Origin of the sequence: Flavobacterium sp., from assembly GCF_043722275.1 — a bacterium.
Lineage (GTDB): Bacteria > Bacteroidota > Bacteroidia > Flavobacteriales > Flavobacteriaceae > Flavobacterium.
The window spans coordinates 37,438-61,791 of sequence record NZ_JAYSPC010000002.1 but is presented as its reverse complement, the minus strand read 5'-3'; the positions used below and the strand labels follow the sequence as shown (position 1 = coordinate 61,791).

The 24,354-nt window shown below is 32.1% G+C and carries 23 protein-coding genes; 13 read left to right on the top strand and 10 right to left on the bottom strand.

All coding sequences use genetic code 11. The features are described 5' to 3' along the window. The first annotated feature begins 351 nt into the window (after nucleotides 1-351). The 4 genes from ACHZDT_RS00270 (at nucleotide 352) to ACHZDT_RS00255 (ending at nucleotide 7,791) form a co-directional block, all read left to right on the top strand. Nucleotides 352-837 carry a hypothetical protein gene (locus tag ACHZDT_RS00270; RefSeq protein WP_394772655.1) on the top strand — a complete coding sequence of 162 codons (486 nt, stop codon included), beginning with the start codon at nucleotides 352-354 and terminating at the stop codon, nucleotides 835-837. 368 nt (nucleotides 838-1,205) lie between these two features. Continuing rightward, complete coding sequence (locus ACHZDT_RS00265) at nucleotides 1,206-1,991, top strand: hypothetical protein (protein WP_394772658.1); 786 nt, start codon at nucleotides 1,206-1,208, stop codon at nucleotides 1,989-1,991. A 1,353-nt stretch (nucleotides 1,992-3,344) separates the two neighbouring features. Continuing rightward, on the top strand, nucleotides 3,345-6,827 hold the full coding sequence (locus ACHZDT_RS00260) for a cadherin-like beta sandwich domain-containing protein (protein ID WP_394772654.1): 3,483 nt from the start codon (nucleotides 3,345-3,347) through the stop codon (nucleotides 6,825-6,827). 64 nt (nucleotides 6,828-6,891) lie between these two features. Further along, the gene (locus ACHZDT_RS00255; RefSeq protein WP_394772653.1) at nucleotides 6,892-7,791 is read left to right on the top strand and encodes a PorP/SprF family type IX secretion system membrane protein; all 900 of its coding nucleotides are present in this window, start codon (nucleotides 6,892-6,894) and stop codon (nucleotides 7,789-7,791) included. Nucleotides 7,792-7,947: 156 nt separating this feature from the next. Here the strand turns inward: ACHZDT_RS00255 and ACHZDT_RS00250 are convergent, their stop codons facing one another. From ACHZDT_RS00250 to ACHZDT_RS00240, 3 genes are all read right to left on the bottom strand, one after another. Then, nucleotides 7,948-8,661 (bottom strand): AAA family ATPase, encoded by a 714-nt coding sequence (locus tag ACHZDT_RS00250; protein WP_394772652.1) that lies wholly within the window; start codon nucleotides 8,659-8,661, stop codon nucleotides 7,948-7,950. Between the two features lie 29 nt (nucleotides 8,662-8,690). Next, nucleotides 8,691-9,422 carry a YggS family pyridoxal phosphate-dependent enzyme gene (locus ACHZDT_RS00245; RefSeq protein ID WP_394772651.1) on the bottom strand — a complete coding sequence of 244 codons (732 nt, stop codon included), beginning with the start codon at nucleotides 9,420-9,422 and terminating at the stop codon, nucleotides 8,691-8,693. A 260-nt stretch (nucleotides 9,423-9,682) separates the two neighbouring features. Next, on the bottom strand, nucleotides 9,683-11,095 hold the full coding sequence (locus tag ACHZDT_RS00240) for a PLP-dependent aminotransferase family protein (protein WP_394772650.1): 1,413 nt from the start codon (nucleotides 11,093-11,095) through the stop codon (nucleotides 9,683-9,685). Between the two features lie 97 nt (nucleotides 11,096-11,192). On the opposite strand from ACHZDT_RS00240, the gene ACHZDT_RS00235 reads away from it, so the two are divergent. Further along, nucleotides 11,193-11,654: a cupin domain-containing protein gene (locus tag ACHZDT_RS00235; RefSeq protein ID WP_394772649.1), complete on the top strand. Its 462-nt coding sequence runs from the start codon at nucleotides 11,193-11,195 to the stop codon at nucleotides 11,652-11,654. 19 nt (nucleotides 11,655-11,673) lie between these two features. Further along, entirely contained in the window at nucleotides 11,674-12,558 is an 885-nt protein-coding gene (locus tag ACHZDT_RS00230) for a dihydrodipicolinate synthase family protein (protein ID WP_394772648.1), read from the top strand. A gap of 69 nt (nucleotides 12,559-12,627) precedes the next feature. Here the strand turns inward: ACHZDT_RS00230 and ACHZDT_RS00225 are convergent, their stop codons facing one another. From ACHZDT_RS00225 to ACHZDT_RS00215, 3 genes are all read right to left on the bottom strand, one after another. Then, nucleotides 12,628-13,380, bottom strand: a complete 753-nt coding sequence (locus ACHZDT_RS00225) for a hypothetical protein (protein WP_394772647.1) — start codon at nucleotides 13,378-13,380, stop codon at nucleotides 12,628-12,630. Nucleotides 13,381-13,581: 201 nt separating this feature from the next. Further along, entirely contained in the window at nucleotides 13,582-14,046 is a 465-nt protein-coding gene (locus ACHZDT_RS00220; protein ID WP_394772646.1) for a DUF962 domain-containing protein, read from the bottom strand. A 160-nt stretch (nucleotides 14,047-14,206) separates the two neighbouring features. Then, the gene (locus ACHZDT_RS00215; protein ID WP_394772645.1) at nucleotides 14,207-14,908 is read right to left on the bottom strand and encodes a hypothetical protein; all 702 of its coding nucleotides are present in this window, start codon (nucleotides 14,906-14,908) and stop codon (nucleotides 14,207-14,209) included. A gap of 717 nt (nucleotides 14,909-15,625) precedes the next feature. Between ACHZDT_RS00215 and ACHZDT_RS00210 the strand changes: the two genes are divergently transcribed. Further along, the gene (locus ACHZDT_RS00210) at nucleotides 15,626-15,841 is read left to right on the top strand and encodes a hypothetical protein (RefSeq protein ID WP_394772644.1); all 216 of its coding nucleotides are present in this window, start codon (nucleotides 15,626-15,628) and stop codon (nucleotides 15,839-15,841) included. A 9-nt stretch (nucleotides 15,842-15,850) separates the two neighbouring features. On the opposite strand, the gene ACHZDT_RS00205 is transcribed toward ACHZDT_RS00210, so the two are convergent. Next, entirely contained in the window at nucleotides 15,851-17,080 is a 1,230-nt protein-coding gene (locus ACHZDT_RS00205; RefSeq protein ID WP_394772643.1) for a TMEM143 family protein, read from the bottom strand. A gap of 265 nt (nucleotides 17,081-17,345) precedes the next feature. Between ACHZDT_RS00205 and ACHZDT_RS00200 the strand changes: the two genes are divergently transcribed. Together ACHZDT_RS00200 and ACHZDT_RS00195 are read left to right on the top strand one after the other, a co-directional pair. Continuing rightward, nucleotides 17,346-17,771, top strand: coding sequence for a hypothetical protein (locus tag ACHZDT_RS00200; RefSeq protein ID WP_394772642.1), 426 nt, complete (start codon nucleotides 17,346-17,348; stop codon nucleotides 17,769-17,771). A gap of 155 nt (nucleotides 17,772-17,926) precedes the next feature. Further along, entirely contained in the window at nucleotides 17,927-18,535 is a 609-nt protein-coding gene (locus ACHZDT_RS00195) for a YkgJ family cysteine cluster protein (RefSeq protein ID WP_394772641.1), read from the top strand. A 412-nt stretch (nucleotides 18,536-18,947) separates the two neighbouring features. Here the strand turns inward: ACHZDT_RS00195 and ACHZDT_RS00190 are convergent, their stop codons facing one another. Next, complete coding sequence (locus ACHZDT_RS00190) at nucleotides 18,948-19,169, bottom strand: hypothetical protein (protein ID WP_394772640.1); 222 nt, start codon at nucleotides 19,167-19,169, stop codon at nucleotides 18,948-18,950. Nucleotides 19,170-19,260: 91 nt separating this feature from the next. Between ACHZDT_RS00190 and ACHZDT_RS00185 the strand changes: the two genes are divergently transcribed. Continuing rightward, nucleotides 19,261-19,959 carry a helix-turn-helix transcriptional regulator gene (locus ACHZDT_RS00185; RefSeq protein ID WP_394772639.1) on the top strand — a complete coding sequence of 233 codons (699 nt, stop codon included), beginning with the start codon at nucleotides 19,261-19,263 and terminating at the stop codon, nucleotides 19,957-19,959. A 316-nt stretch (nucleotides 19,960-20,275) separates the two neighbouring features. Here ACHZDT_RS00185 and ACHZDT_RS00180 read toward each other — a convergent pair whose 3' ends face one another. Both ACHZDT_RS00180 and ACHZDT_RS00175 read right to left on the bottom strand, forming a co-directional pair. After that, the gene (locus ACHZDT_RS00180; RefSeq protein WP_394772638.1) at nucleotides 20,276-20,629 is read right to left on the bottom strand and encodes a hypothetical protein; all 354 of its coding nucleotides are present in this window, start codon (nucleotides 20,627-20,629) and stop codon (nucleotides 20,276-20,278) included. A 277-nt stretch (nucleotides 20,630-20,906) separates the two neighbouring features. Then, nucleotides 20,907-21,380 carry a hypothetical protein gene (locus tag ACHZDT_RS00175; protein WP_394772637.1) on the bottom strand — a complete coding sequence of 158 codons (474 nt, stop codon included), beginning with the start codon at nucleotides 21,378-21,380 and terminating at the stop codon, nucleotides 20,907-20,909. Nucleotides 21,381-21,628: 248 nt separating this feature from the next. Between ACHZDT_RS00175 and ACHZDT_RS00170 the strand changes: the two genes are divergently transcribed. The 3 genes from ACHZDT_RS00170 to ACHZDT_RS00160 all read left to right on the top strand — a co-directional run bounded on the left by ACHZDT_RS00170 (nucleotide 21,629) and on the right by ACHZDT_RS00160 (nucleotide 24,256). Continuing rightward, nucleotides 21,629-22,321 (top strand): hypothetical protein, encoded by a 693-nt coding sequence (locus tag ACHZDT_RS00170; RefSeq protein ID WP_394772636.1) that lies wholly within the window; start codon nucleotides 21,629-21,631, stop codon nucleotides 22,319-22,321. A gap of 70 nt (nucleotides 22,322-22,391) precedes the next feature. Next, the gene (locus ACHZDT_RS00165) at nucleotides 22,392-22,604 is read left to right on the top strand and encodes a hypothetical protein (protein WP_394772635.1); all 213 of its coding nucleotides are present in this window, start codon (nucleotides 22,392-22,394) and stop codon (nucleotides 22,602-22,604) included. Between the two features lie 122 nt (nucleotides 22,605-22,726). Further along, a complete protein-coding gene (locus ACHZDT_RS00160) occupies nucleotides 22,727-24,256 on the top strand; it encodes a SulP family inorganic anion transporter (protein WP_394772634.1) in 1,530 nt (509 codons plus the stop codon). Nucleotides 24,257-24,354: the final 98 nt, after the last annotated feature.

The window sequence follows — 24,354 nt, the reverse complement described above, 5'->3', positions numbered from 1 at the left end:
TTTTATATTTTTAAACTACTTTTTAGACACCTTTTTGAGTTCATTTATACTGCTCACTTTTATCCAGAATTAGGTGCTCACTTTATCCAGAATATCCATTCTACGCTAACAATCAATGAGATCTGAAACGAGATCAATTGTCATGGCTTTAATTGCTAATAAAGAATAAAAATAGATGCGTAAAATAAATAAACCAGCATTAGCTGCAGCAGTGGCCTTCCTAGTATGTCTTACAACAGTGAGAGACAGCGGACTTCGTGGCAGACTTCAACGCTGTCAAATTTTGATAAATGATGTGGAAAAGAGTTTCGAGCTAAAATATGCAAACCGGGCGTCAACAAAATCATTTTATTGAAAGTATTAGATGTTAATCAACCTGTGTGGTTAAAAATTTGGTCTGAAAGCTTAAGTGTAACCAAAAATCTTGCGTACGGTATAGAAAATTCGAGTTCTACCTTTGAAAAAGTTTTAACCCTAATAGATAAAGGCATAGCAGTTCCTGAAAGAATATTAGTATTATTTTCAGACAGTGTATTTTCAGATTTATCAGGATATCAGGACCGAGAGAAGATATGGCAAAATCTTCCGCTAGTTCACATTCAAAAATTTCAGAAGGCAACAGCAGTCGGCTGTATGAAAAAGATATTAGATGGACGATTAACTATTGATAAAGTAGAGCAGGAAATTAAAACTATCCTCAGCGGTAATGATTTTATCAGTACTTTTCTAAGTGAAAATAGATCAAATATAAATTCGGTTTTGATTGCTTTTTCGACTATATCAGATCTAAAAGATAAACACCTTTCCGACTACATATATTACTTCAATGAAATTTAACTGAGCTTTAATCCTTAAAATTAGGAAATGTTGTTTTAGAAAAAAGATTTGCAGTTTCGGCCAGACAAATTTTTGAAAAAGCAAAATATAACCAGCAGTATAGAATTGCCTTAAACAATTGTAAGACTCTTATAAATTTTAGCTTTTACGAAAAACTTATGTCCGGAAACCTATTTGGTGGGCAAGTTTCTCTTGATGCTGTTTACGCTGAGATTTTAAATAAGGCATTTCAATGTACCCAAGGACCATAACATAGTGATATATGGAAAAGAGCTGGTGGCGATGTCAGTAAATTTATCAATCAAAAATCACGTGAAGAAATTGGAAACATCGTATTTCGTTGTTAAGAAACGGGGGAGGAGGGATGCATCTGTCTGCGGGTTCACGGTATAGCCGGAGGTATCAAAGATGTCGTTCTTGGTGACGTAGTCGCATCATCTAAAGTAATAGGTTTTGAAATTATTAAAGACGATGAAGAATTTAAGCCTAGATTTGATATTGTACCTTCGTCGTATATTTTAGAACAGCTTGCAAAACATGTAAAAAGAGAAGGAAAGTGGATTGAAAAACTAAAGGGTAATAAAAAACCAAATGCTTTTGTACTTCCAATTGCAGCAGGTGAAAAAGTTGTTTCTTCAACGCGTGCCACGACTTTTAATTATATTAAACGCTACTGTAGTGATGCTGCAGTGGTAGATATGGAAGGGAACGGATATTTAATAGCCGCTAGGCCATATCACGCTCACGGTATTGAAGTTCGCGGTATTTCAGATTTAATTGAAAATAAAGAAGAATCCGATGCTGGCGGGTCACAACCGATAGCAGCTGCCAATGCTACAGCATTCACATTTGGAATGATCGATGCTCTAAAAATGTACAACAAGCTTGAAAAAGATACAAATTCAGAAGATTTCAAAAAGAAATTCGTTGATGAATTGATTAAACTTTATCCACAAGAACCAGAGCAAGATGATATTTGGAAACGTGCAGGAGGTGATGTTTCTATTTTAATTAATACTGCAAATCGACGATCACAATGGTATAGCGCTCTCGAAAAGCTTTTTCTTGGGGGAGGTGGAAAAAATATTACCTCCGCTTCTCTGATAAATGAAATTAAAAATGATTACCCTCAGCTCATAACTGATCTTTTTTAGTTCGTTAATTGAAACATTACACATTTTAAAAAACATTGTAATCATTGAACTAGGAAAATCAAATGCTTTTCTTTTTAAACCTCTGTCAACTCGCTTAAAACTTGAAAATCTTCAAGCAAAAGGTTCGAATTTTGTACTTTCAAGTTCACAAAAAAAAAGCCTGTTTCATTGTGAAACAGGCTTTTTTTATGCTTTATTTTTTTAGCTGTTTTCATAATTTATCACACATTCTACCCAAGTGCCTTTATTTTAGCTTTTTTTATAAATACTCTTATAAAGCCTTATAAAACCTGTTTCATTTAAGGAACAGGTTTTTTTTTGATGTTTTTTTAACTATCAAATTTTTCTACTCCTCGGTTCAGCTTTGTTTTTAGTGTCGTTTGCTTTTCAACGATTTGTGAGCCAAATGGTTGCTTTAACCGTTTTATATCAATTCTCTTTACATTACAGCATTTGCTCTGTCGTTTGCTGTTTTTTATTTAAGGGACGGCCACAAAATATAGTACTAATTATTCCGAAAAAACAACTTTAATCAGTCTGTTGTATAATCGTTTAAGATTTGGAATGTTTTTGTTGTGCTAATTTATGATTGTTTTTTTAGGATGAACTCTATTTTAATAATATTAAACGGCGATTTTTTCTTTTTTGTAAGAATTGTAAATTTTCACATTCAATTATTTTATCTGATTTCTCGTTTATTGTCGTTTTGTAATGATGATTTAATTTAAAATAATTGTGTCCTATTCTTGATGTTTTTTCAATTAAAATCCTCTTAGGCACTCTTGATAGTATTATGTTTTTTCATAAATCTTAATCATTTTTTTGACAATTCTATGTTTTTAAAAAATGTCTTTTTCTATGGAATTAAAAACTTTTGCAGGTAATAATAAATCGTATTTGCTCCAATATTTGAACAATTAAATAATTGAAATCGTTAGTTGTGGTTGAGATGTGGTTTTTAAACCACAATAAACTGGAAATCAGTATAGATGGCTATTGTTTCATTTTAGTATAAAAACAATTTATAAAATTAATGACATGTTATTTATTACTGATTTTTTAAAATATAGACTCTTCATACTGCATATGAAAAGTGATGTAAGTAATTGTTTTAAAAAAAACATCCTTAATTATTGATTTTTTAAACATTCACTATTTGCTTAGGGAGTGATTTTTTTTGTAAGAGTATTAGAGTTAGATGTTGAATGAATTTTTGTGTAATTGGTTCCTTAAAAGGGATTATTGTATTGGTGTTAAGTATAAAAAGAAATAGAAATTAAAAAATGCGAAATGGGGTAAAATAAAAAAGGCGAAGTAGGAATTACAAAAAATGAATAAAAATTTAAAACAGAAATGAATAGAATTAAAATAAAAATGAACAAAAATTTACTTATCGTATTAGTCTTTCTTTTATTTAATATAGGATATGGGCAAACCAATACCTGGAGAGGGGGTGCCGCCGGAAGTACTCAAGCTTGGGAAACAGCTACAAACTGGAGCGCTGGTCATAGACCAACTGTATCTGAAGATGTTGTAATTCCATTTACAACGTTTCAACCTATAATTGTAGCCGGTGCTTTTTGTAAAAGCATCAAGCTGTCTAATTCGATTCCTGGGCAAGTTATTTTAACTGTAAACTCGGGTTCTCTAACAGTTAGTAATTCATTAGAAATGGATAGTAGCACTAGTTTGCGCATTGTTACAGGAACAGTCATCGTAACCGGAGATGTTATCATGAGCGAGTTGCCAACGAAAAGCGATGTGACTTTCAGCGGAGCTGGATCTTTAATAATTGGTGGTAAAATGGCTGGTGGGATATTAAATGCCGGACCGGGATTGGTAAATTATAATAGTGCGACTGGTCAAGATGTTGGTGCTTATACTTATAATGATTTGACACTTTCAGGGAGCGGTATTAAAACAATTAATACCAATACAGTTGTAAATGATGTATTGTCAATGGAGGGAACAGCAACAACATCTGCTGCGCCCACTTATGGGGCAGTAGCTACTTTAAGGTATAACAGTACTGTAGTACATACAGCTGGTCTGGAATGGATAACCAATTTCATTTCGTCAGGAGGTGTTATAATTACTAATACAGGTGCAGTTAAGATAGTTGCTGTTGAAAAAAAAATGGGCAAAGACATACGTCTTTATATAGATAGCGGTTCATCATTATTAATTTCAGGAAAACCTGATTTTTATTTAGGAGGTAATTTAATTAACCTTGGGAAATTAGAGTCTGATGGTGATATTTATATTTATGGAGATGGAGAAGCCCAAAGTATAGATGGTTTTACCGCGGGAGGAATTGTTATGACTAAAGGTGCCGGTATAGCTACTTTTATGGAAGATATGAATTCTGGACACTTAACAATTAATGGCTTAGGAGGGACACTTAATCTGGGGAGTAATTTAACCCACACATTTGATGATTGGATTAGAACTAAGGGAATATTAGATGGTACTTCATGTCTTGTGAAATTTTCAGGAAATGTGGTTGGTACTGGAGGCACTTTTATATCAGGGACAAGTACTGTTGAATACAATGGTGGAATACAAGATTTAGGAACAGGATCAATTACCTACAATAATATTGTATTATCAGGAACAGGTATTAAAACCTTTGGTGCAAAAACTACAATTAATGAGACAATTTCAATAGTTGATGAAGTAGTCGCCAATCTTACTGCTGGCTTAGTACACTCTGCTAAAAGTATAAAATTAGGAGTCGCACTTGGAAATGGGGGATCTTGGGGAAGCTCACTTTCAAATGCTGTAAATAAAAATAACACTTTTTTTGTTTCCAATAACGGTATTATAAATGTGGGACCAACAATAGTAATAGATACTAATACTTTAGTAGCAATGACTAGCACTTATGGCACACCATCTGAATCAAAAAGTTTTACCATATCTGGTATTGCTATGGTTGAAGCAGTTGTAGTTACTGCACCTTTAGGATTTGAAGTAAGTAAAGATGGTATAACATTTACTGATACAGTTTCTGTTGGAGGAGTTGGTAGCTTTGGAGATACAACACTTTTTGTTCGATTAAAAGGAACGATTATGGCAGCTGTAGATTATTATTATGGAAATATAGTTTTAACTAGCAAAGGTACTACTGATGTAAATATTGCAATTGCAAAAAGTACTGTAAATAAAGCACCGTTAACTATTACCACAGTGAGTGATAAGAGAGAATACGGATCAGAAAATCCTGTTTTAACAGCAAGTTATGATGAGTTTAAAAATGGAGATAATGTAGAAAGTTTAGGTACATTGTTTAAAATTCAAACTACGGCAGTTAAAGAAAGTCCAGTAGTAGGTAGTTATTCAATCACAGCTAGTGGAGCGGCTTCATCAAACTACACGATTACTTATAGTCAAACCGGATTTTTAACAATTGATCCTGCAGAATTAATAATTAAAGCAATTAATACTAGTAAAACGCATGGTGATGAAAATCCAATCTTATTAGTAGAGTACATTGGATTTAAAAATGGAGATACTGCGGCGCAATTAAATCCACAAGTTGTAATTAATACTGATGCAAAGGAAGATAGTCCAATAGGAAAATATTCTATTAAAATTGAAGGAGCATTTTCGTCAAACTATAAAATTAATTTTGTTGATGGTATTTTAGATGTAGTCGCTTCAAATAATGCCGGTTTATCTGATATTATTAATAAAGGTGATTTAGATCCAACTTTCGATCCAGATAAAAAAGGATATACTGTAGTGGTTCCAAATGAAATTAATTCTTATGTAATTAATCCAGTACCAAGCAATCCAAATGCAACAGTTGTAATGACAATTGACGGAGTAATTATTGATCCTACAGTTCCATTCGATTTAAAAGTAGGAGATAATGAAATTAAAATATTTGTTACGGCTGAAGATGGGGTTACAAAAGAAGAATATACAGTAATTGTAACGAGAGAAGAAGCTCCGGTTTCTAATAACGCAGGTTTAATAGATTTAGCCATTAGTGAAGGCATTTTAAGTCCTGCTTTTACAGAAGGAACTACAAATTATACCGCTAGTGTACCAAATGACATTACAAGTATTACAATTACACCATTTAGTGAAGATGCTACGGCAACAATAACAGTAAATGGAGTAGTAGTACCTAGCGGAACAGCTTCAGCAGATTTACCGCTAAAAGTTGGTGAAAATGAAATCATCACTAAAGTAACAGCTCAGGACGGAACTGTTAATACATATACGGTAATTGTGACAAGAAAAGAAGCTAAGGCTCCTGATAATGCAGGTTTATCAGATATTGTTATTAGCGACGGTACTTTAAGTCCGGCTTTTAATACAGATACAAATGATTATAGAATTGATGTACCATATAGTACTGATTCTATTATAATAAATCCTAAACCAATCGATCCGGCTGCAACAGTCGAAATGATAATTAACGGAACAACAATTAGTGACAACACAGCTCCAATTGCATTAAATGTAGGCGATAACGTAATCACAGTAGTTGTTACGGCTCCGGATGGTACACAAGACACATATACTGTTATTGTAAATAGAGCAGACGCTACGCCTCAGGCAATTATACCTTCAAATATTATTACACCAAACGGAGATGGTAAAAATGATTTTTGGATAATTCCCGGTATCGAATTATACCAAAATAATTCCGTTAAAGTTTTTGACAGAGCAGCAAGATTAGTGTATTCTAAAAATAAATACAGCAATGATTGGGATGGTTCTTACAAAGGATCACCACTTAATGAGGATACTTATTACTATCTAATTGATCTTGGATCTGGTCAGCCTAAAGTAAAAGGATTCATTACAATCATTAGAAACTAACATTTAGCAAAAGAAACGAAAAATAGTAAAGTGGTTAGAGCATAACCACACAGAGATAAATAAAATGAAAATAAAATCAATAAAAACAATCTATTTGCCGATAATTATGTTCCTGCTAATATTAGGAACAAATTCCGCAAATGCGCAGTTAACAGAATATGAGTCTATGTATTTTCAAAACCAGTATATTAATAACCCTGCAATGGCGGGGTTAGAGGAAGGGGTAAAATTAAATATAGGTTATCAGCGACAATGGGACGAAGTTCCAGGCAATCCAATATTAATGAATGCTACAGTCGAATACAATTCTGGAAATAGAACTGGACTAGGATTAAATGTTACAAGTGACAGAGCCGGATTAATCAACAGAACAAGAATAATGGGAACCTTTGCTTACCATTTACCATTAGGAGTGGAAGACAAAATTCATTTCGGATTGTCTGCAGGTGCAAAATTTGCCTCAATTGATTACGGTAAAGTGCTAGGAGATAAAGATGATGCTGTTCTACAGAATTTTAATGAAGGAGCAAAATTAGATGCAGATTTAGGTATTGCTTATACAAGCAGATTATTGACTGTTCAGGCATCATTGCCGAAACTTTATAATCTTTTCTATGAAAATGATAATGATGTAAAAAATTACGCAGATCGCTCTACTTTTTATTCAGCTGTGAGTTACAAGATATTATTATCTAATTACGATGAAAACTTAAATGTTGAACCATTAGTTGCGTATAGAGGTATTAAAGGACACAAAGATATTTTAGATATGGGTGCAAGATTTAATTTTCCAGATTATAAAATGAATATATCTGCGTTTTATCATACCAATAGTATTGTTTCTACAGCATTTGGAATTTCGCTTGACGAGTTAGGTGTTTTCCTTGCTTACTCTAAATATTTTGGAAGTTTGGGTGCTTATGCAAACAATACTTTTGAAGTAGGATTGAATTACAAAATGTAAAAACAGTTAATAGAGTTTATTTATAAAGCTAAGGAATGCGTAATGTATTCCTTAGCTTTTTTTATTGGGGTTATTCAAAGTAAGAAGTAAAATAGGACTCAGATAACTTTATAATAAAAAGCATGAATCCTTATGATAGTGTAATAATCAAAATTTTTATAATTGTTTTTGAAGTTCTAACTCTGAAATAATTTGTTTTTTCATTGTAGTATTGATAAAATCTTTAGCTTCGGCATAAGATATATTGTATTTACGTGAAATTATCTGTAAATGAACAGGGAAGTCTGAGAGCAATTTATCATAATAAAGATTTAATTCACCTTCATTCGGCATTTCGAATTGTAAGCGCAATTGAAATCTTCTCAACAAAGCAGTATCAATGGAATGATAATGATTTGTGGCACAAATAAGTAAACTATCTGTTGGGAAATAATCAATCAATTGAATAATTGTATTGACAAGGCGTCTCATTTCACCCACATCTTTATCATCACTATCACGGCTTTTACCAATTTGGTCAAATTCATCTAAAAATAATACAGCCTTTTCCCGAATAGCTTTGTCGAATATGGCTTTTACATTTTTAGAAGTTTCACCAATTCGGGCATTAATTAAAGTACTCAGATTTATAATTACAATATTTTTATTCAACGCAGTAGCGATAGCTTTTGCTGTAGTTGTTTTACCACAGCCCGAATGTCCATGAAGTAATATTTTATTATCTACTTTAAGATTATACTTTTTTAATTCTTCCAGATATTGGTGTTCTTTAATCGTTTGCGTTAAAGCAAATTTATTTTCATCGCTAAAAAGTAAATCGGCTAAAGCAATTTTTTCGGTATCGTCTACGGTAAGTTCGTATAGATTCATTTGAATTTTATTTGATGCAAAATTATAGTTTATTCTGTAATGTTTTCATCCCAAATTTCTTTTCCTAAAAATCTGTTTCCAAAAACAGAAGTGCCTATTCTTACCATGTTTGACCCTTCGGCAATAGCAAGTTTTAAATCCTGGGACATACCCATAGAAAGTTTTAGGTCAGTTATTTGCTCTATTTTTTCAGTATAAATTTCATCTCTGATTTCTCTCAGCAAACGTAATGAAGGCAGCATTTTTTCTTTTTCAACATCTAATAAACCAATCGTCATTAAACCTTTTATTTTTAAGGTTTCATATTGTTTTAATTCGTGAATAAAGGAAATTACTTTATCAGGCGAAAGCCCAAATTTGCTTTCTTCAAATGAAGTATTCACCTGTATAAAAACATCCAGATTTCTACCTTCTTTTTGTAATTGCCTGTCAAGTTCCTGAGCGAGATTTAATCTGTCTAAAGACTGAATACAGGAAACATACTTTAAAACATCTTTTATTTTATTAGTTTGTAAATGACCGATAAAGTGGCGCTGTATGTCTAATCCTTTTAATTCAGGATCTTTATCCCGCAATTCCTGCATTTTATTTTCGCCTGTTAAAGTTTCACCTGCTTCAATCGCAATTCTAATTTTATCAGCAGAAACAGTTTTGGTAGCAAGTAGTAATTGTACATCTTCCGGATTTCTTCCTGAAAGTTTACAGGCATTTTCGATTTGGTTATGAACCTCTTTTAAGTTTGAAATTATTATTTCTTTCATGATGCAAAATTATAAGTTGTCCAGGTGAAAGTTATGATCCAGTTTTTGGTATTTAATATAGTCCAGATTTTGCTGCATTTTAAAATATGAGCAGACCAGTATTATATAAAAAACGATAAAAATTGGATTACGACTTTATAGAGTGATCTGAAATAACTTGATCATTGATAAATAGCAATGTTTTGATCTTAAATAGATTAGCAATTGAATAAAATTAAATACAATTTATGAAAATAAGAGTAAACTGTATTTGATTAGTTTTACAAATATTCTGAAAGTGCGATAATACCTTCTTCAAGTTGTTTTTCTGTCAATGATGCATATCCCAACCTAAATCCTGATACAGAATTGTTATAACTAAAATTTTCAGGGTTCATAATCTTAATTCCTTTATGAAGTAATTGTTGGCAAACAAACGGAATATTTATTTTAGAATTAGGTACAATCCAGAAAGCCAGACCTCCTTCAGGTTTATCAAAAGTAATTTTATCTTTTAAATATTGATTACAGAGACTTTCAAAATAATCTCTTTTCGATTTATAAATAAGATTGGTTTTTTTAAGATGTCTTTTTATAATCCCTTCATTGATAAGGTGTAAAACAGCTTCTTCCATAATATTATCACCTTGCACATCAATAATTTTTCGATGTTTACCCACTTTCAGAATGGTTTCCGGTGTACTTACCAAGTATCCAATACGCAATGCCGGAGCCACAATTTTACTTAATGTGCCTATATAAATAAAGTTTTTTGCATTTTCATAACTCGAAATAGGTAAAATAGGACGTTGACCAAAATGAAATTCATGGTCATAATCGTCTTCTATTATTGTAAATCCGTATTGATTGGATAATTCAATTAGCTTTAATCTTTTTTTAAGGCTCATTGTAACCGTAGTTGGAAATTGATGGTGCGGTGTAACATATATAGCTTTTATTGTATTGTGGTTTTTAAGATATTCTTCGACTTCATCTAAATTTAAACCATCGCCTGCAACATTCACAGGAAGTAAAGCTGCCCCTGCATTTTCAAACGCGCTCCATGCCGGTTTATAACCCGGATTTTCAATCATAACATAATCTCCTTTTGCAAATAAAGAATGTGCAGCAAGATACATTGCCATTTGACTGCCACGCGTTATGCAAATTTCATCAGGTGAAACATTCATGCCTCTTTTAAAATTAAGCATTTGAGCAATTGCTTTTCTGAATTCAGGCATACCTAATTCATTACTGTAACCCATGATTTGCCAACGCGATTTTCTGTTGAAGATTTCCCTGTAAGCACGCGCTAGATCTGTCATAGGAGCAAGCCGGCTATCAGGAAGACCGTCATCAAATACAAGATGAGGTATTAGTTGATCATCGCCAACTATTACTTTTTGTTTTACTGTTTTATTTAGCAGTATTTCAGGTAATAAATCAGCCACGAATGTACCCTTTCTGTCAATTGTAATCAACCAGCCTTCTGCCATTAAAAGATTTAAAGCTTCAATCACAGTATTACGATTTACATGCAGTAAACCTGCTAATTGTCTGCTTCCGGGTAAAGCAATTCCGCTGGCTAACTTTCCTGATTTTATAGCATTTATAATAGCATCAGCAATTTGTAGATAAAGTGCCAAATTTAATTTTTTGTCTAAGTGAATTTCTAGTGGCCAAGGTCGTAGCATCTGGACTGGTTGTTTATATTAAAACTGTGTCACAATTACAGACCAAAGTTAGAGTATTTTTGTGAAGCAATAATGCAGAAACTTAAATTAAATAAATATGGAAACGAAAGAAAAAAAATTCTCATCAAAAGATTTTCACCAAACTTTTGCACGACCAAGCTTTGTAATGCCTGAAAAATTAATTCATAAAAATGTTGAAAATGCAGGTGTACACAATCAGTTTTCTACAGAAAGAAAACATCCGGTTTTTTTTATCGATTTACCCAGTAAAAATGTCAGTATGACAATTGGTGGATTATTACCGTCACAGTTAACAAACAGACACAGGCATACTTATGAAACATTATTATATGTAATTGAAGGGACCGGATATACTGAAGTGGAGGATCAAAAAGTAGAGTGGAAGGCAGGTGACGCTGTTTATATTCCTGCTTGGACATGGCACAGACATCAAAACTTAAGTGATTCAGAAAGTGCTAAATATATCGCTGCTGAAAATGCCCCTCAATTACAAAATTTAGGAGTAGCATTAAGAGAAGAAGAAGGCAGAGATTTATAAAAATAAAGCTAAATAAGAAATGGAAAACACTTTATTTAAAGGCATAATTGCTTATCCGATTACACCTTTTGACGAAAAAGAAAAAGTAAACATTTTACTTTATAAACAATTGCTGGAAAGATTAATTGTTTCGGGATCTCATGGTGTTGCGCCTTTAGGCAGTACAGGTGTAATGCCGTATTTGAATGATGAAGAAAAACAAGCCATTACTGAAGCAACTGTAACACAAGTAAAAGGAAGAGTTCCAATTTTAGTTGGAGTTTCAAACCTGACTACAGAAAGGACAATTTATCATGCAAAGTTTGCTGAAAAGGCTGGTGCTGCGGCGGTAATGATTATACCAATGAGTTACTGGAAACTTAGTGATGATGAAATTGTACGGCATTATGATGCAGTTGCTAAACAAATTTCTATTCCAATAATGGCATATAATAACCCGGCCACGGCTGGCATTGATATGTCGCCTAAATTACTAAAAAGGATTTTAGAAATTCCTAATGTTACCATGATTAAGGAAAGTACAGGCGACATTCAAAGAATGCATTACCTCAAAAAAGAATTAGGAGATTCAGTCGCATTTTATAACGGATCAAATCCGCTGGCACTTTCTGCATTTGCAGCAGGAGCAACTGGCTGGTGTACTGCCGCTCCTAATTTAATTCCGGAACTCAACATTGCTTTGTATAATGCTGTACAAAAAAATGATCTTCAGGAAGCTCAAAAAATATTCTACAAGCAAATTGATTTACTCCGTTTTATTGTAGAAAAAGGACTTCCCAGAGCTGTTAAAGCGGGATTACAAATTCTGGGTGTCGAAGGTGGTTATTTACGCAAGCCATTGCAGCCACTTGAAGAGCACGAGATAAAAGAACTGGATCGTATTTTGCAATTAGTTAATAATTAAACTAAATAATTAAGAGGCATAGTTTAATCGCTATGCCTTTCTTTTGTAGTTTTGATAATCATCAATTGTTTATTCCTCAAAAACTTTTTCAGTATCTATCGGGTTATTTTCCTGATAAAGTTTTTGTCCAATTACGCCTTTATCTCCCAATGCACGACCTTTTATTAGCCATGCAATTCCGAAAGCAAAAAGCGAAAGTGCTTCAAAAACTAAGGTAGAATAATTAAATAAGTTGAAAGTTTCAGCTATTGGAACCATAACTACAAAAACTATAATTGAATAACCACAAACTCTATAAATGTTATTTTCGTTTAGAATACTTTTAGGAGTTCTGGTTTCGTTTTCCTGTCCAATTGTAAAAACGTTAATTGCCAGCAAAGCCAATATTAAAAACAATAGAGCGGCAAAACCATAATGAAGCCATCCCAGCCATTTTTCGCCCGAAGGAATAAGCGTATAAATTTTCGTTTTAATACCATCCGAGTTTGGATTCGTTGGAAAAAAAGCAACTCCTAACGCCATTATTCCCGCAATATTGGTCAATAAATTATCATTTTTCCAAATCGAAATATTTCCATTTCCTTTATACCGAATCAAAAATAAACCAACGGCACACAAAGTTCCTGTAAAAATTTCTCTTAAGTGTGTGTAATAATAATCACTGATAGAAGGCTGAACTGGAGTTTGAAAATAATTAATCAGGGAAAATCCAACTAAAAATAGAGGAAGACTAATTCCTAAATATCCTATTGCACGCCTGATTCGTCTGTAAGTGAAAATGTCATAACCTTCAATCTTAATTTCCTTATCATCAATTTTCATGTTGTTGCTGTATTTAACTAGAAATTATAAAGTTATGATTTTTGTAACGAATATTAGAAGCTCTAAAAGTTAAATAGTTTGCCACGAATTACACGAAATTAATGTTGTAAGCTTATTAAAAAACATAAAAAAATGTAAAATGGAAATTTTTATTTGGCGTTTTCCTATGTCCAAAAGATTGTTTTTCTACAAAATTTTGGTTTACCTCTTAGAAAAAATATTCTCCACAACCCAAGCCGGACCAATCATTAAAAATTGAAGATCTTTTAAGAAAGAAGGTTTTTTGCCCTCAATATTATGTCCGTAAAATTGCCCGATCCATGCAATAACAAAAACACCAATAGAGAAAATCCATAGAGGAAAAACCTGTGAAATATAATAATTAACCACTAAACAAATCGCTGATAATATCGCAATTTTGAATGCCATTGCAATAGATAATCGAATGTAGAAAATGAGTACAAAAATAAGCACAACAAAAGCCCAATTTTCAATAATAGGAGCGTTTAGTTTTAAGGTATTTGCAATAATACCGCTAGGAATACTCATTAATAAACCTACGATAGAAAAGTAAATCGCCGGAACACATATATAATGTATTGCCTTATTTTTTGGGTTTTGATGACTTACAGCATATTCTTCAAACCATTGTTCTAATGTTCTCATTGTTTTGGATTTAGGTATACGTAAATCTAATAAAATTTCTTTTTGCTTAGTCAAAGTTGCTCTCTTTTCTTCAAGATCAAAAAAGCGTTTAAAAAGAAATGCGCAAAGTCCGGAAACATTTGCGCATTTTTATAAAAGCATTTTATAAACAAATTCAGTATTAAAAGATATTATTAGTATCAGTTACCAGAATTAGTTTTTGAAATCGGCTTCTGTCAAAATCAATTCTGCTTGCTTTAACGGCAATTGGAAAATGAATTTCGGCATTTGAAACCATTCTTAATTTATTTTGATTGCCAATAGTAAAATCAAGTTTTCCGCTTGCAACTTCGTTTAAACTGGCAATTAGATTATTATCTAAAGTGAAATCAGTTTCAATATCAACAATAAGATTTTTTGCAAAAACAGTTCCTGTTACAATTAAAATATAATTGCGATTTGCATTTTTTAGCAAAGAGGGATTTGGATGCAGGAAATCAGCCGAGAATAAATAATCTTCGATATTGCCAATTGTATATTCTTTTGTTACCGAATTGTCATAACTGATTGTAACTGTTTTTCCGGATTTGATAGTATTCGCAATTTCGAATGTTCCAAGTCCAAGTGTTTTCAGGATTTCTTGTAATAATGTGATACCAATATTAAATCCGTAATCATCTTTTTGAGTAGAATTTATACTCAAAGCCGGATTCTCAATTTCGGTTAATACAATATTACTGATAAAGGCATGTTCAATACTGGCGTAATAAAGCTGCGCTTCGTCAAAAGGTTTTTTTAGCCATAATTGCAAAGGTTTATGGTTTCTAACAGGTCCTTCGATAATATCATAACCTTGTTCGCTTAAAAAATTTGTAAGTTTCATTTTGTTTGTCTTTTAGATTAACATATTGATTTGGGATACTTTGGTATTCTTTCTTTTACAGCTAATTAAGAAATTAAAATCGTAACTCGATCTAAATATTTGTGCTTATTTATTTACAAATCTAAAAAATATATAGCGAAGTAAGGTTATTATTACGTTAGATTTTATTACCATGAAAAAGAGCATTCAAATGCAGAAAATCCTGCGAGATAAATTTACTACGGCATTATTTCTTTCTATCAATATCTCTACGGGATATTCTAACAGTTAACTAATAACAAAAAAAACTTAGCAATACTCCTTTAGGAGTTACATGTTGGTAGAAAAAAAACGTAAACAAAATATTCCGTAGCAAATATTTGCACGTAAATTCGACGTAGATATTATTTGATTTAAAATTATATTATGGAAAACTAAAGTCATAGCCCTGATAGAAGCGGTATCATTTTATGGCGACACTGAAGCTTCGGGGAGCGATAAAAGATACAAGCGGATAGCAGGAAATAGCTCCTAAATATTCTACTTTTTAAATGTTTAAAAAATTCTGAAATTTTACTCTTTTTAAAACAGTACAAAAGCGCAAAAGTTATTTAGATTTAAAAAAGAAAACTTAGATTATATCCTATTTTGATATTTTAAAAACTTATAGTGGTCCTCTGTTATTTGTTCTAAATGTAATTTTGTTCTGATTTAAAATTACTATCAAATACTAAAATTATGTATCCAAAAAATTTAAAAGAATCAGCGCCAATTATGCTCTCTATTATTTTAGAAAATAAAGAGGATAACAGATCAGAAAAAAAATACGATTATTATAATAATTATAATCGTGAAAATAAAAAACAAAACCTGCAATTGATTTTTGGCTCATTAATTATCTTTACTTTAGTTTCTTCGTTTTTGGCATTATTGGTTATGGTAATTTTGCCTTAGTATTAAAATCTATTTTTGATTGTACTCAAAAACATTATCCCATAATTCATCAATTGTAACAAGTGCGTTTTCTAAAGCTATAACTTGCCATTTGCCATTGGTTTCTATGCCAAGTCCAATATTTTTTAATTTAGATAAAGCATCTTTTACGTTAAAATCAAGATCTGTGTTGAGCTTAATTTTGAACCAGTCTTCAATTTCATCATCCAGTTCCTGAGCTGTTAAAGGTTTGTCACTTCTATATAAAAAGGTGTATGCCAGAATGGTTTCCTTAAGAACTTCTTCTTCGGAGGAATTTAATAAGGAGTAAAAAGCACCGCTATTATTTCCTAAATTCTTAAAATAAAGACTATCCGAAAGTATTTTTGAGTATTTGATTTTCTTGTTTACAAAATTACTGTATTGGCGAAATAAGTACAAAGACAAGATTCCCAAAGCAATTAAACCTTGATTTAACGAAGCTTTACTGTTCAGTAAATCAATGGCTTCGCCGGTTTGATAAGCTGCATACATGCCAATTAATGCCGGAATTACGGTGGTACTTAACAATGAAATTCCGCCGCCAATACCGGGAACCCAAAAGAATAATTTATCTTTTGTGGACATTCTAGGAATCGCATTTGGAAAAATTGTTTCGATATCATTTTTAGGAACGCGCTTAAAAATTTTTAAGGCAATTGTTCCCGGATCAATGGGCATTTTTCCTAATTTGACTTTTTTCTCGTTGAGATAATCTTCCTCATTATAATTAAGATAAATCATGACGCGATCATAATATTCGATCTCAATCTCTTTTTTCCAAAAGATATATTTTTTTACTTTTTCTTTCGCTTGATGATGACCGCGAACATATAATTCGTAATCCTTGAAAGCATTAAAATCTATTGAAAGTCGTAATCCTATTAAATCAGAATCTTCAAAAGCTTTGTCTAAAGTTTCCTTATCGATTCTGCGGTAATTACCTTGTTCTAAAACCGTGCACAGAGTTTCTTTAAAAACCCTGAAATCACTTTTTCCTAAAAATCCCTGACGTTCTTTTAAACTCAAATCCGGATCAAATAAAGCATAATGCTGTTTTAAGTTTCGGTTGAGGTTAAAAGCTTCATAATGAAAGTAATGCTCAATGATATCAAATAGTTTTTTGAAATCTTCGACCTTCTTTTGATCCTCGGCGAAATAATTTATTTGTTGTTCGAGTAAAAATTCCTTGTTAAATGGAATGTAGTGTTCTCGTGTCATACAGATTTTGGGCTTTAATTTGCGGTATTTTTAGAAAACAAAAATAGCATCCGAAATTTGATTTTTGGACCCATTTTGTATTAAAGTTTAGTTATTTTATAAAGCATTAAAATGATGTGTAAAATCACATGGATATTACACAACATTTGTGAATAAACTTTACAAAAGCAGTAGTTCAGAATATTGTAAATTTGATGGATTGTTCTTAAGAATAATCTTAATTTTAAAATTGCAAATCAAAAACCTTAAGCAAATTAATTTCAATATGGAAAATGTACCAACATCTAAAACGCAAAATTTCTTCAGAATATTATTGGGAATTTTTATGATACTGGCGGCAATTGGTCATTTTACATATCAAAGAGATGATTTTCAGGCCCAAGTTCCTAATTGGATTCCGCTTGAAAAAGATCTTGTTGTACTACTTTCCGGAATTGTCGAGATTGCATTGGGTCTTAGTATGGTGTTTTTAACGAATTATAAAGTAATAGCAGGAGTTGCACTGGCGTTATTTTATGTTATGGTTTTTCCTGGAAATATTGCCCAATATTTAAACGGAACAAGTGCCTTTGGACTTGATACAGATCAGGCTCGTTTGATTAGATTGTTTTTTCAGCCAGTTTTAATTTTCATGGCTTTATGGTCAAGTGGTGCAATTGCTTATTTTAAAAGAAATTCGAAAATTTCTTAAAAGAGCTTCAAAGAGGCAAAGGCTCAAAGGTTTTAACCTGAAACTTAAAATCCTGAAACAAAAAAACTTTCACCAATGCTTTTCCCAAATCTCGTCACAATAAAGTCTATTTGTGGCTTAAGCTATTTCTATTAGTCTACCTTACCAAAAAAAGGATGACAATAGAAGATAAAGTTCAAAAGGTTGAAGTATTATTTGACCGACTTGAAATTGAAATTTCTGCTTTTAAATCTGCAACACATATCTCTTGCAATGCTGGTTGTGGCAAATGTTGTTCTACTCCTAATATTGAAGCGTCGCCATTAGAATTTTTGCCTTGGGCGTTTCATTTATTTTTGAATGGCAAAGCCGAGGAAACCTTAGTACTTTTAAACAATACAAGTACAAAGAATTGTTTATTATACCGTCCTATTTCTGTTTTAGAATATCATAAAGGAAATTGCAGCGATTATCGTTACCGCGGATTAATTTGTCGACTTTTTGGTTATGCCGCAAATACCGATAAATTCGGAAAGTTAAGATTAGCGACTTGTAAAATCATAAAAGAAGAACAGCAAGAAAACTTCGATGCAGCCGAAAAACTAATCCTGAAAGGGCAATATGTGCCTATTTTTACGGACTATTATATGCAACTTGCGCAAATTGATTTAAGAATGGGCGTTATTCTACTTCCAATAAATGAAGCTTTGAAAATAGCAATTGAGGAAGTTTTACATTATTATGCTTATAGACCATTTCCTGACGGATTAGGAAATATCGCCTAAAATTTCATCTCGATTACTTCATTTTTATATATCTAATTGTAAAATTAAACGTTAATTTAGTAAACGTTTTTTTGCTTACCAATATTTTTGTTTTAAATATAAAATAATCCTTCATTTTGAAGAATCACCGCAAGCCAGCTCAGGTTCGTAGGAGAACGCTGTGCGTGCTTATTGCGGTGCCTCAACTCCTTTTCAGGATTACGTAGGATAGAAATAAAAACGAGAAAAAATAATGGTAAAAATGAGGGAGTCAGTAGCTCCCTCATTAAATACAGCAATAAAATAAAACAATGAAATTTTTAAAACTGCTGTATTGAATTTTGCTTGTTAAGCCATATTAAAAAAATGAACTTTTGTTTAGTAAGTAAATTTTGTATTTGCGATTTTTTAAACGATTTATATTGAATTGTGATTATGGTTTTTGATCTTTTAATTGTTCTGCTTTAATTTCAATTGCTTTTTTTGACTCATTATTTAGCTTATTATATTCCACCTTTATCATATCTGCAATATGCCCTACACGATCGCCACGAATCGATTTGCGAATGTAGTCGTCAGAATATCCGTACTTATTTTTTATAATCTTTAGGATTTCTTGGTTATAACTCGGTTTAGTTTTTATATTTTTGCCCATCGCTTTGTTTGTATTATCAACGAGACAAATATAGTAGGATATTTCTTAAATAACTAATAAATGTAGGATTTTTTCTAAAAAAAAATGTTTTATGGCAGAAAATACAATACAAAGAATTAAACAATACCTTGATTATAAAGGTATTAGAGTCAGTGTTCTGGAGAGAGAAGTTGGAATGTCTAATGGTTCATTTGCCAGTCAATTGAAAAAAAATAAGACAATCGGGATCGATAAATTAGAAAATATCTTAAGCAGGTATAGAGACATCAATATTGAATGGCTAATGACCGGTGACGGAAACATGATAAAATGGGATGTTTTGCATGAAAAAAATGCCAGACTTTATCAAAAAACAGGAAAAGCAATCGATAATCCTGAAATTCCGCTTTATGATATTCAAACCACTGCGGGAATTATTGATTTGTTTGGCGACAACGAAAATCAAAAACCTGTTGACCTTATCAAAATCCCAAAAATCTCTAATTGTGATGGCGCATTATATGTCACCGGCGATAGTATGCATCCGCTTTTAAAAAGTGGTGATATTGTGGTTTATAAAAAGATATTTAATCTGGAGCAGAATATCATCTGGGGCGAAATGTATCTTATATATGTCAACAATGATGATAATGAATACTTTTTTACCCGTTTTCTAAAACAATCAGAGCGCGAATCACATGTGCTGTTTATTGCCCAAAACCCGGAACATCAAACATTAGAGTTTCCTATAAGCAGTATTAAATCACTTGCGCTGGTTAAAGGTTCTATTAGGATTAATTCGCAGTTTTAGTTTAAAGTTGCTAAAGTTCTTAGACTAAGTTGCTAAGGTTATGAGTTGCTGAGATTCTAAGGAAAAAGTAATTAAATAAAAAGTGAGATCTTTAATCGATGGCATCGATTAGAAATCTCACTTTAATTGTTCCAAAAAAAATGACAGCATTTATAAATTTCCTATTCGGGAAAACTACGTATCTTAAGTAAAAATTATTTACCGCAATTTTACTACTTAATATAATTCTGGCAATGCGTATTTATACCTGTTTTTGGCTATTTTTTGTCACAAAAGTAAAAAGTCACAAAGTTTTTATTTCTTAAGAATAAATACTTTACCATTCGCGCCATTCTTCGGTAATATCTTCAGAGATGTGATTGTAGCCTTTTAAGTGTCCGGCAAAAATGATAATATCAGCAATTTTTTCTCTTTGTTCCGTTTCAACGAGTTCGTATTCACAACTTTCATTGAGATGATTAATCGCCAGAACCGCTTTTTTTACACTTAGAATTCCGGATTCTCTTGAATCTGTTATTGCAATTTCTTCAAGGAAATTATCCAGTAACGACATGCATTTTTTAACGTCGGCTCTGGTGTAATCAGCTTCGCCAAGTTCTATAAAATCAATCATGTTTCGCTCTAAACTTTTGTAGGTTTTATTTATGTGCGTGTTCTCCTTTAAATTCATTTTTAGATTTGGGAATTGCGGTGTAAATGAGGCGATTTAAACTTGAAAATATGATTTTTGTAAATTTTTTCAATCAAATGTAAACTTTTCATCATCACGCTAAGTTAATTATTTAAGTCTAAAAAGTTAATTTATTTGTAAGATATTTTTTTAATAAAGAATTAAAAAGCAAAAACCAGATAGCATCATTTAATTGACTTTATCTGGCTTCTGGTTTATAATATGATTTAAATTCAAATTATCCGTTCGGATTGTCTGTATCTAATGGTTTAGATTTTTATTTTTGATTCGATTCAATTCTTTTTAACTCAATTATTTTTTCAATATATAACCTTAGATTTTCCCTTTCTAACGAAAATAACGCATTTTCATCTTCGGTGCTTAAATATAAATTGGCAATACTTTCAGCATCCATTTTGTTGTTTACATGATGATTTTCGACATATTTTATCAGTTCGTCTAAAAAAAGTTCGTGTATTCGTCCTTTCTCTAATGTTTCCTGATCACCTTCTTTTATCTTATCCATTTCTGATTCCGGCAAATCTATAGTGAGATACGTATAATCAACAGGAACTTTTGAAAGGATTTCTTTAGTGACTTTTCCGGTGCCTAAACAATATGCACAAGGAGCGGGCGTCCATTTTAAGATTTTATCTAATCGACGGATATCTTCCCAGTCAACAAATGCTTTCCCTTGACAACGCGGACATTCTAAATCTGAATTTCTAAATAGGAGATTAAAAAGAGTCATTTTTTCTACAATTATTTTAACGATTAGTGGCGGGGCTAATATAATTATTTATGTAAGAAAAATTGGTTTGGAGGCCATTTTTTTTGATGAAAAAATCTATGGTAAACGAAAATGAATGATTTTATAAAGCTAAAAAAGAGGTGACAAAGATTTTTAGTTTGTAATTTTTAATGAAACTTTATAGATTAATAACAGTTAAAATAAAATAGACTTGTTAGAAGCACCAATTGTTTGTTTTAACAAGTTCCTTGCGTTATAAATATGAAACGTATGAGTTTGGCGATATTTACAATTACGCATCGGCAAGTACATATACCAGAGAAAAAGAAGAATTTCATTATTTTGCAGCAGCTTTGAGCGCCACTTATATGTCGTCACTTTTTCATAAACCGGTTATTTATAATGCAACCGCGACCGTCGACGGAAATCAGGATAATATTCAGCGTGTAAAAGGTTTTGTAACGGCAAATATTGTCCTTAAACGAACCGCAAATACTACGATTACCATTGGAGCTTTGGCAATGCTGGATCCATCTGCCATTATACCAATTACACTACTTTTTACTTACAATCACAAATTTCAGGATTCAAAATGGGATATAGATTTTATACTTCCCCAGCGTTTATTGTTCAGAAGACAATTGCTTGAAAACGGAAGAATTTCGCTGGGAACAGAATTAAATTCTGAAAGTTTTTATTTAAATTTAAATACTTCAAATTTAAAAGGAATTTACGAGTTAAATCAGTTAGAATTAAAGTCCGGTATAACCTATGAATACCGCATAACGCCTCAAATAATTGGTTTTTTGAAAGCCGGTGTTAATAATATTTTGAGTACTCGTGTAACAGAAAGAGGTGAACGAACGTCTAACTATATTTATGATCATAAGGAAGATGCTCAGGGCTATTTTAGATTCGGAATCTCATACAATCCTTTTTAAATCAGAATTTGTGTTTTGCCACAGTTCTATAGTTCATTTATTATTTCATTAAGCATCAAAATAAACAATTATGGTTGTTGAAGTTTTTAAAACAAATGTTAAAAAAGAAGCAGAAACCAATTATATTATTGCCGTAATCCTCAATCAATTTCCTGATTATAAAATTAATTTTGATCTTGAAGATTGTGATAAAATATTGCGCGTTGAAGGTGTAGGTTTAGAGCCAGAAAATATTATAGACCATATAAATTGTCTTGGATATACTTGTGTAAAATTAGAATAATTAAAAATGATAAACTTAATAATTACTTGTGTTTTGTTATTATTAAAACAGCTTTAAATTTCCTTTTTTAGATAGAAAGCTTTCTTTACTTTGTGCACATTATTTTTTAAATTTGTGCTCTTATGAAAAAAGCGCTCCATCTCTTTGACTTTACCCAAAAAGTCAATTACAAAAATGAAATTTTAGCAGGTTTAACAGTCGCTATGACAATGATCCCTGAATCGTTGTCATTTGCTATTTTAGCAGGTTTTCCCCCTTTGGTAGGTTTGTATGCCGCTTTTATAGCCGGATTAGTCACCGCTATTTTTGGCGGAAGACCGGGAATGATTTCAGGCGGAGCAGGAGCGACCGTTATTGTTTTAATCGCTTTAATGAAATCCCATGGTATAGAATATGTTTTTGCTGCTGTTGCACTTGGAGGCGTCGTCCAGATTTGTATCGGACTTTTTAAACTCGGAAAATTTATTCGGTTAGTTCCTCAACCCGTTATGTTTGGTTTTGTAAACGGATTGGCGGTGGTTATTTTCATGTCACAACTCGAACAATTTAAAACCGTTATCAACGGACAAACTTCGTGGTTGCAAGGAACACCTTTGTATATTATGCTGGGTTTAGTCGCATTAACAATTGGGATAGTTTTACTTTTTCCGAAGATTACAAAAGCAGTTCCCGCATCATTAGTGGCAATAATGGTAGTATTTGCCATCGTATTAATTTTCAATATCGAAACCAAAACAGTCGAAGATATTGCTTCGGTTCAAGGCGGATTCCCTCCATTTCACATCCCGAATATTCCCATTTCTTTTGAAACTTTCAAAGTCATATTTCCCTATTCTGTAATTGTTGCAGCCGTAGGTTTGACCGAAGGTTTATTGACGTTAAATCTTGTCGACGAAATTACCGGAACCAGAGGAAACAGCAATCGTGAATGTATAGCACAAGGAAGTTCGAATATTTTAAATGGATTCTTTTTCGGGATGGGCGGTTGTCCCATGATTGCACAAACATTAGTTAATCTTTCGGCAGGATCAAGAGCACGACTTTCCGGAATAATTGCCGCATTGACGATATTATTAATCATACTTTTTGGCGCGCCAGTAATTGGAAAATTGCCAATGGCAGCTTTAGTTGGTGTAATGATGATGGTTGCAATTACAACCTTTGAATGGGCAAGTTTTAAAGTGATAAACAAAATGCCGAAGCATGATATTTTTGTTGGAATTTTGGTTGCCGTTATTACTATTTTATTGCATAATCTGGCATTGGCGGTTTTGATTGGTGTTATTATTTCAGCGCTTGTTTTTGCTTGGGAAAGCGCTAAAAGAATCGGTACCAAACATTATATTGATGAATTAGGCATAAAACATTACGAGATTCAAGGACCTTTATTCTTTGGTTCTATCGCCACATTTATGGAGAAGTTTGATATTGCAAACGATCCCAATCATATAGTTCTTGATTTTAAACAAAGTCGCGTTGCGGATATGTCGGCAATTGAAGCGCTGAATAATTTGACTAAAAAATACAATGAAGTCGATAAAATAATTGAACTGGAACATTTAAGTCCTGATTGCATCAAATTACTTAAAAATGCCGAAGCCGTTATTAAAGTAAATGTAATTGAAGATCCTAAATATAAAGTGGTTTCTTAATAATGATGAATTGTAAATTATTAATTAATTTATAAAGGCCAAATTTACGTATGTTTAGTTTGTCAGGCTGAGCGAAGTCGAAGCCCCACGTGCCAATT

Excerpts from the sequence above, each read along its gene's own strand:
- ACHZDT_RS00260 (WP_394772654.1), top strand. The coding sequence starts at position 3,345 with ATGAATAGAATTAAAATAAAAATGAACAAAAATTTACTTATCGTATTA.
- ACHZDT_RS00255 (WP_394772653.1), top strand. The coding sequence starts at position 6,892 with ATGAAAATAAAATCAATAAAAACAATCTATTTGCCGATAATTATGTTC.
- ACHZDT_RS00250 (WP_394772652.1), bottom strand. The coding sequence starts at position 8,661 with ATGAATCTATACGAACTTACCGTAGACGATACCGAAAAAATTGCTTTA.
- ACHZDT_RS00245 (WP_394772651.1), bottom strand. The coding sequence starts at position 9,422 with ATGAAAGAAATAATAATTTCAAACTTAAAAGAGGTTCATAACCAAATC.
- ACHZDT_RS00240 (WP_394772650.1), bottom strand. The coding sequence starts at position 11,095 with ATGCTACGACCTTGGCCACTAGAAATTCACTTAGACAAAAAATTAAAT.
- ACHZDT_RS00235 (WP_394772649.1), top strand. The coding sequence starts at position 11,193 with ATGGAAACGAAAGAAAAAAAATTCTCATCAAAAGATTTTCACCAAACT.
- ACHZDT_RS00230 (WP_394772648.1), top strand. The coding sequence starts at position 11,674 with ATGGAAAACACTTTATTTAAAGGCATAATTGCTTATCCGATTACACCT.
- ACHZDT_RS00225 (WP_394772647.1), bottom strand. The coding sequence starts at position 13,380 with ATGAAAATTGATGATAAGGAAATTAAGATTGAAGGTTATGACATTTTC.
- ACHZDT_RS00220 (WP_394772646.1), bottom strand. The coding sequence starts at position 14,046 with ATGAGAACATTAGAACAATGGTTTGAAGAATATGCTGTAAGTCATCAA.
- ACHZDT_RS00215 (WP_394772645.1), bottom strand. The coding sequence starts at position 14,908 with ATGAAACTTACAAATTTTTTAAGCGAACAAGGTTATGATATTATCGAA.
- ACHZDT_RS00210 (WP_394772644.1), top strand. The coding sequence starts at position 15,626 with ATGTATCCAAAAAATTTAAAAGAATCAGCGCCAATTATGCTCTCTATT.
- ACHZDT_RS00205 (WP_394772643.1), bottom strand. The coding sequence starts at position 17,080 with ATGACACGAGAACACTACATTCCATTTAACAAGGAATTTTTACTCGAA.
- ACHZDT_RS00200 (WP_394772642.1), top strand. The coding sequence starts at position 17,346 with ATGGAAAATGTACCAACATCTAAAACGCAAAATTTCTTCAGAATATTA.
- ACHZDT_RS00195 (WP_394772641.1), top strand. The coding sequence starts at position 17,927 with ATGACAATAGAAGATAAAGTTCAAAAGGTTGAAGTATTATTTGACCGA.
- ACHZDT_RS00190 (WP_394772640.1), bottom strand. The coding sequence starts at position 19,169 with ATGGGCAAAAATATAAAAACTAAACCGAGTTATAACCAAGAAATCCTA.
- ACHZDT_RS00185 (WP_394772639.1), top strand. The coding sequence starts at position 19,261 with ATGGCAGAAAATACAATACAAAGAATTAAACAATACCTTGATTATAAA.
- ACHZDT_RS00180 (WP_394772638.1), bottom strand. The coding sequence starts at position 20,629 with ATGAATTTAAAGGAGAACACGCACATAAATAAAACCTACAAAAGTTTA.
- ACHZDT_RS00175 (WP_394772637.1), bottom strand. The coding sequence starts at position 21,380 with ATGACTCTTTTTAATCTCCTATTTAGAAATTCAGATTTAGAATGTCCG.
- ACHZDT_RS00165 (WP_394772635.1), top strand. The coding sequence starts at position 22,392 with ATGGTTGTTGAAGTTTTTAAAACAAATGTTAAAAAAGAAGCAGAAACC.
- ACHZDT_RS00160 (WP_394772634.1), top strand. The coding sequence starts at position 22,727 with ATGAAAAAAGCGCTCCATCTCTTTGACTTTACCCAAAAAGTCAATTAC.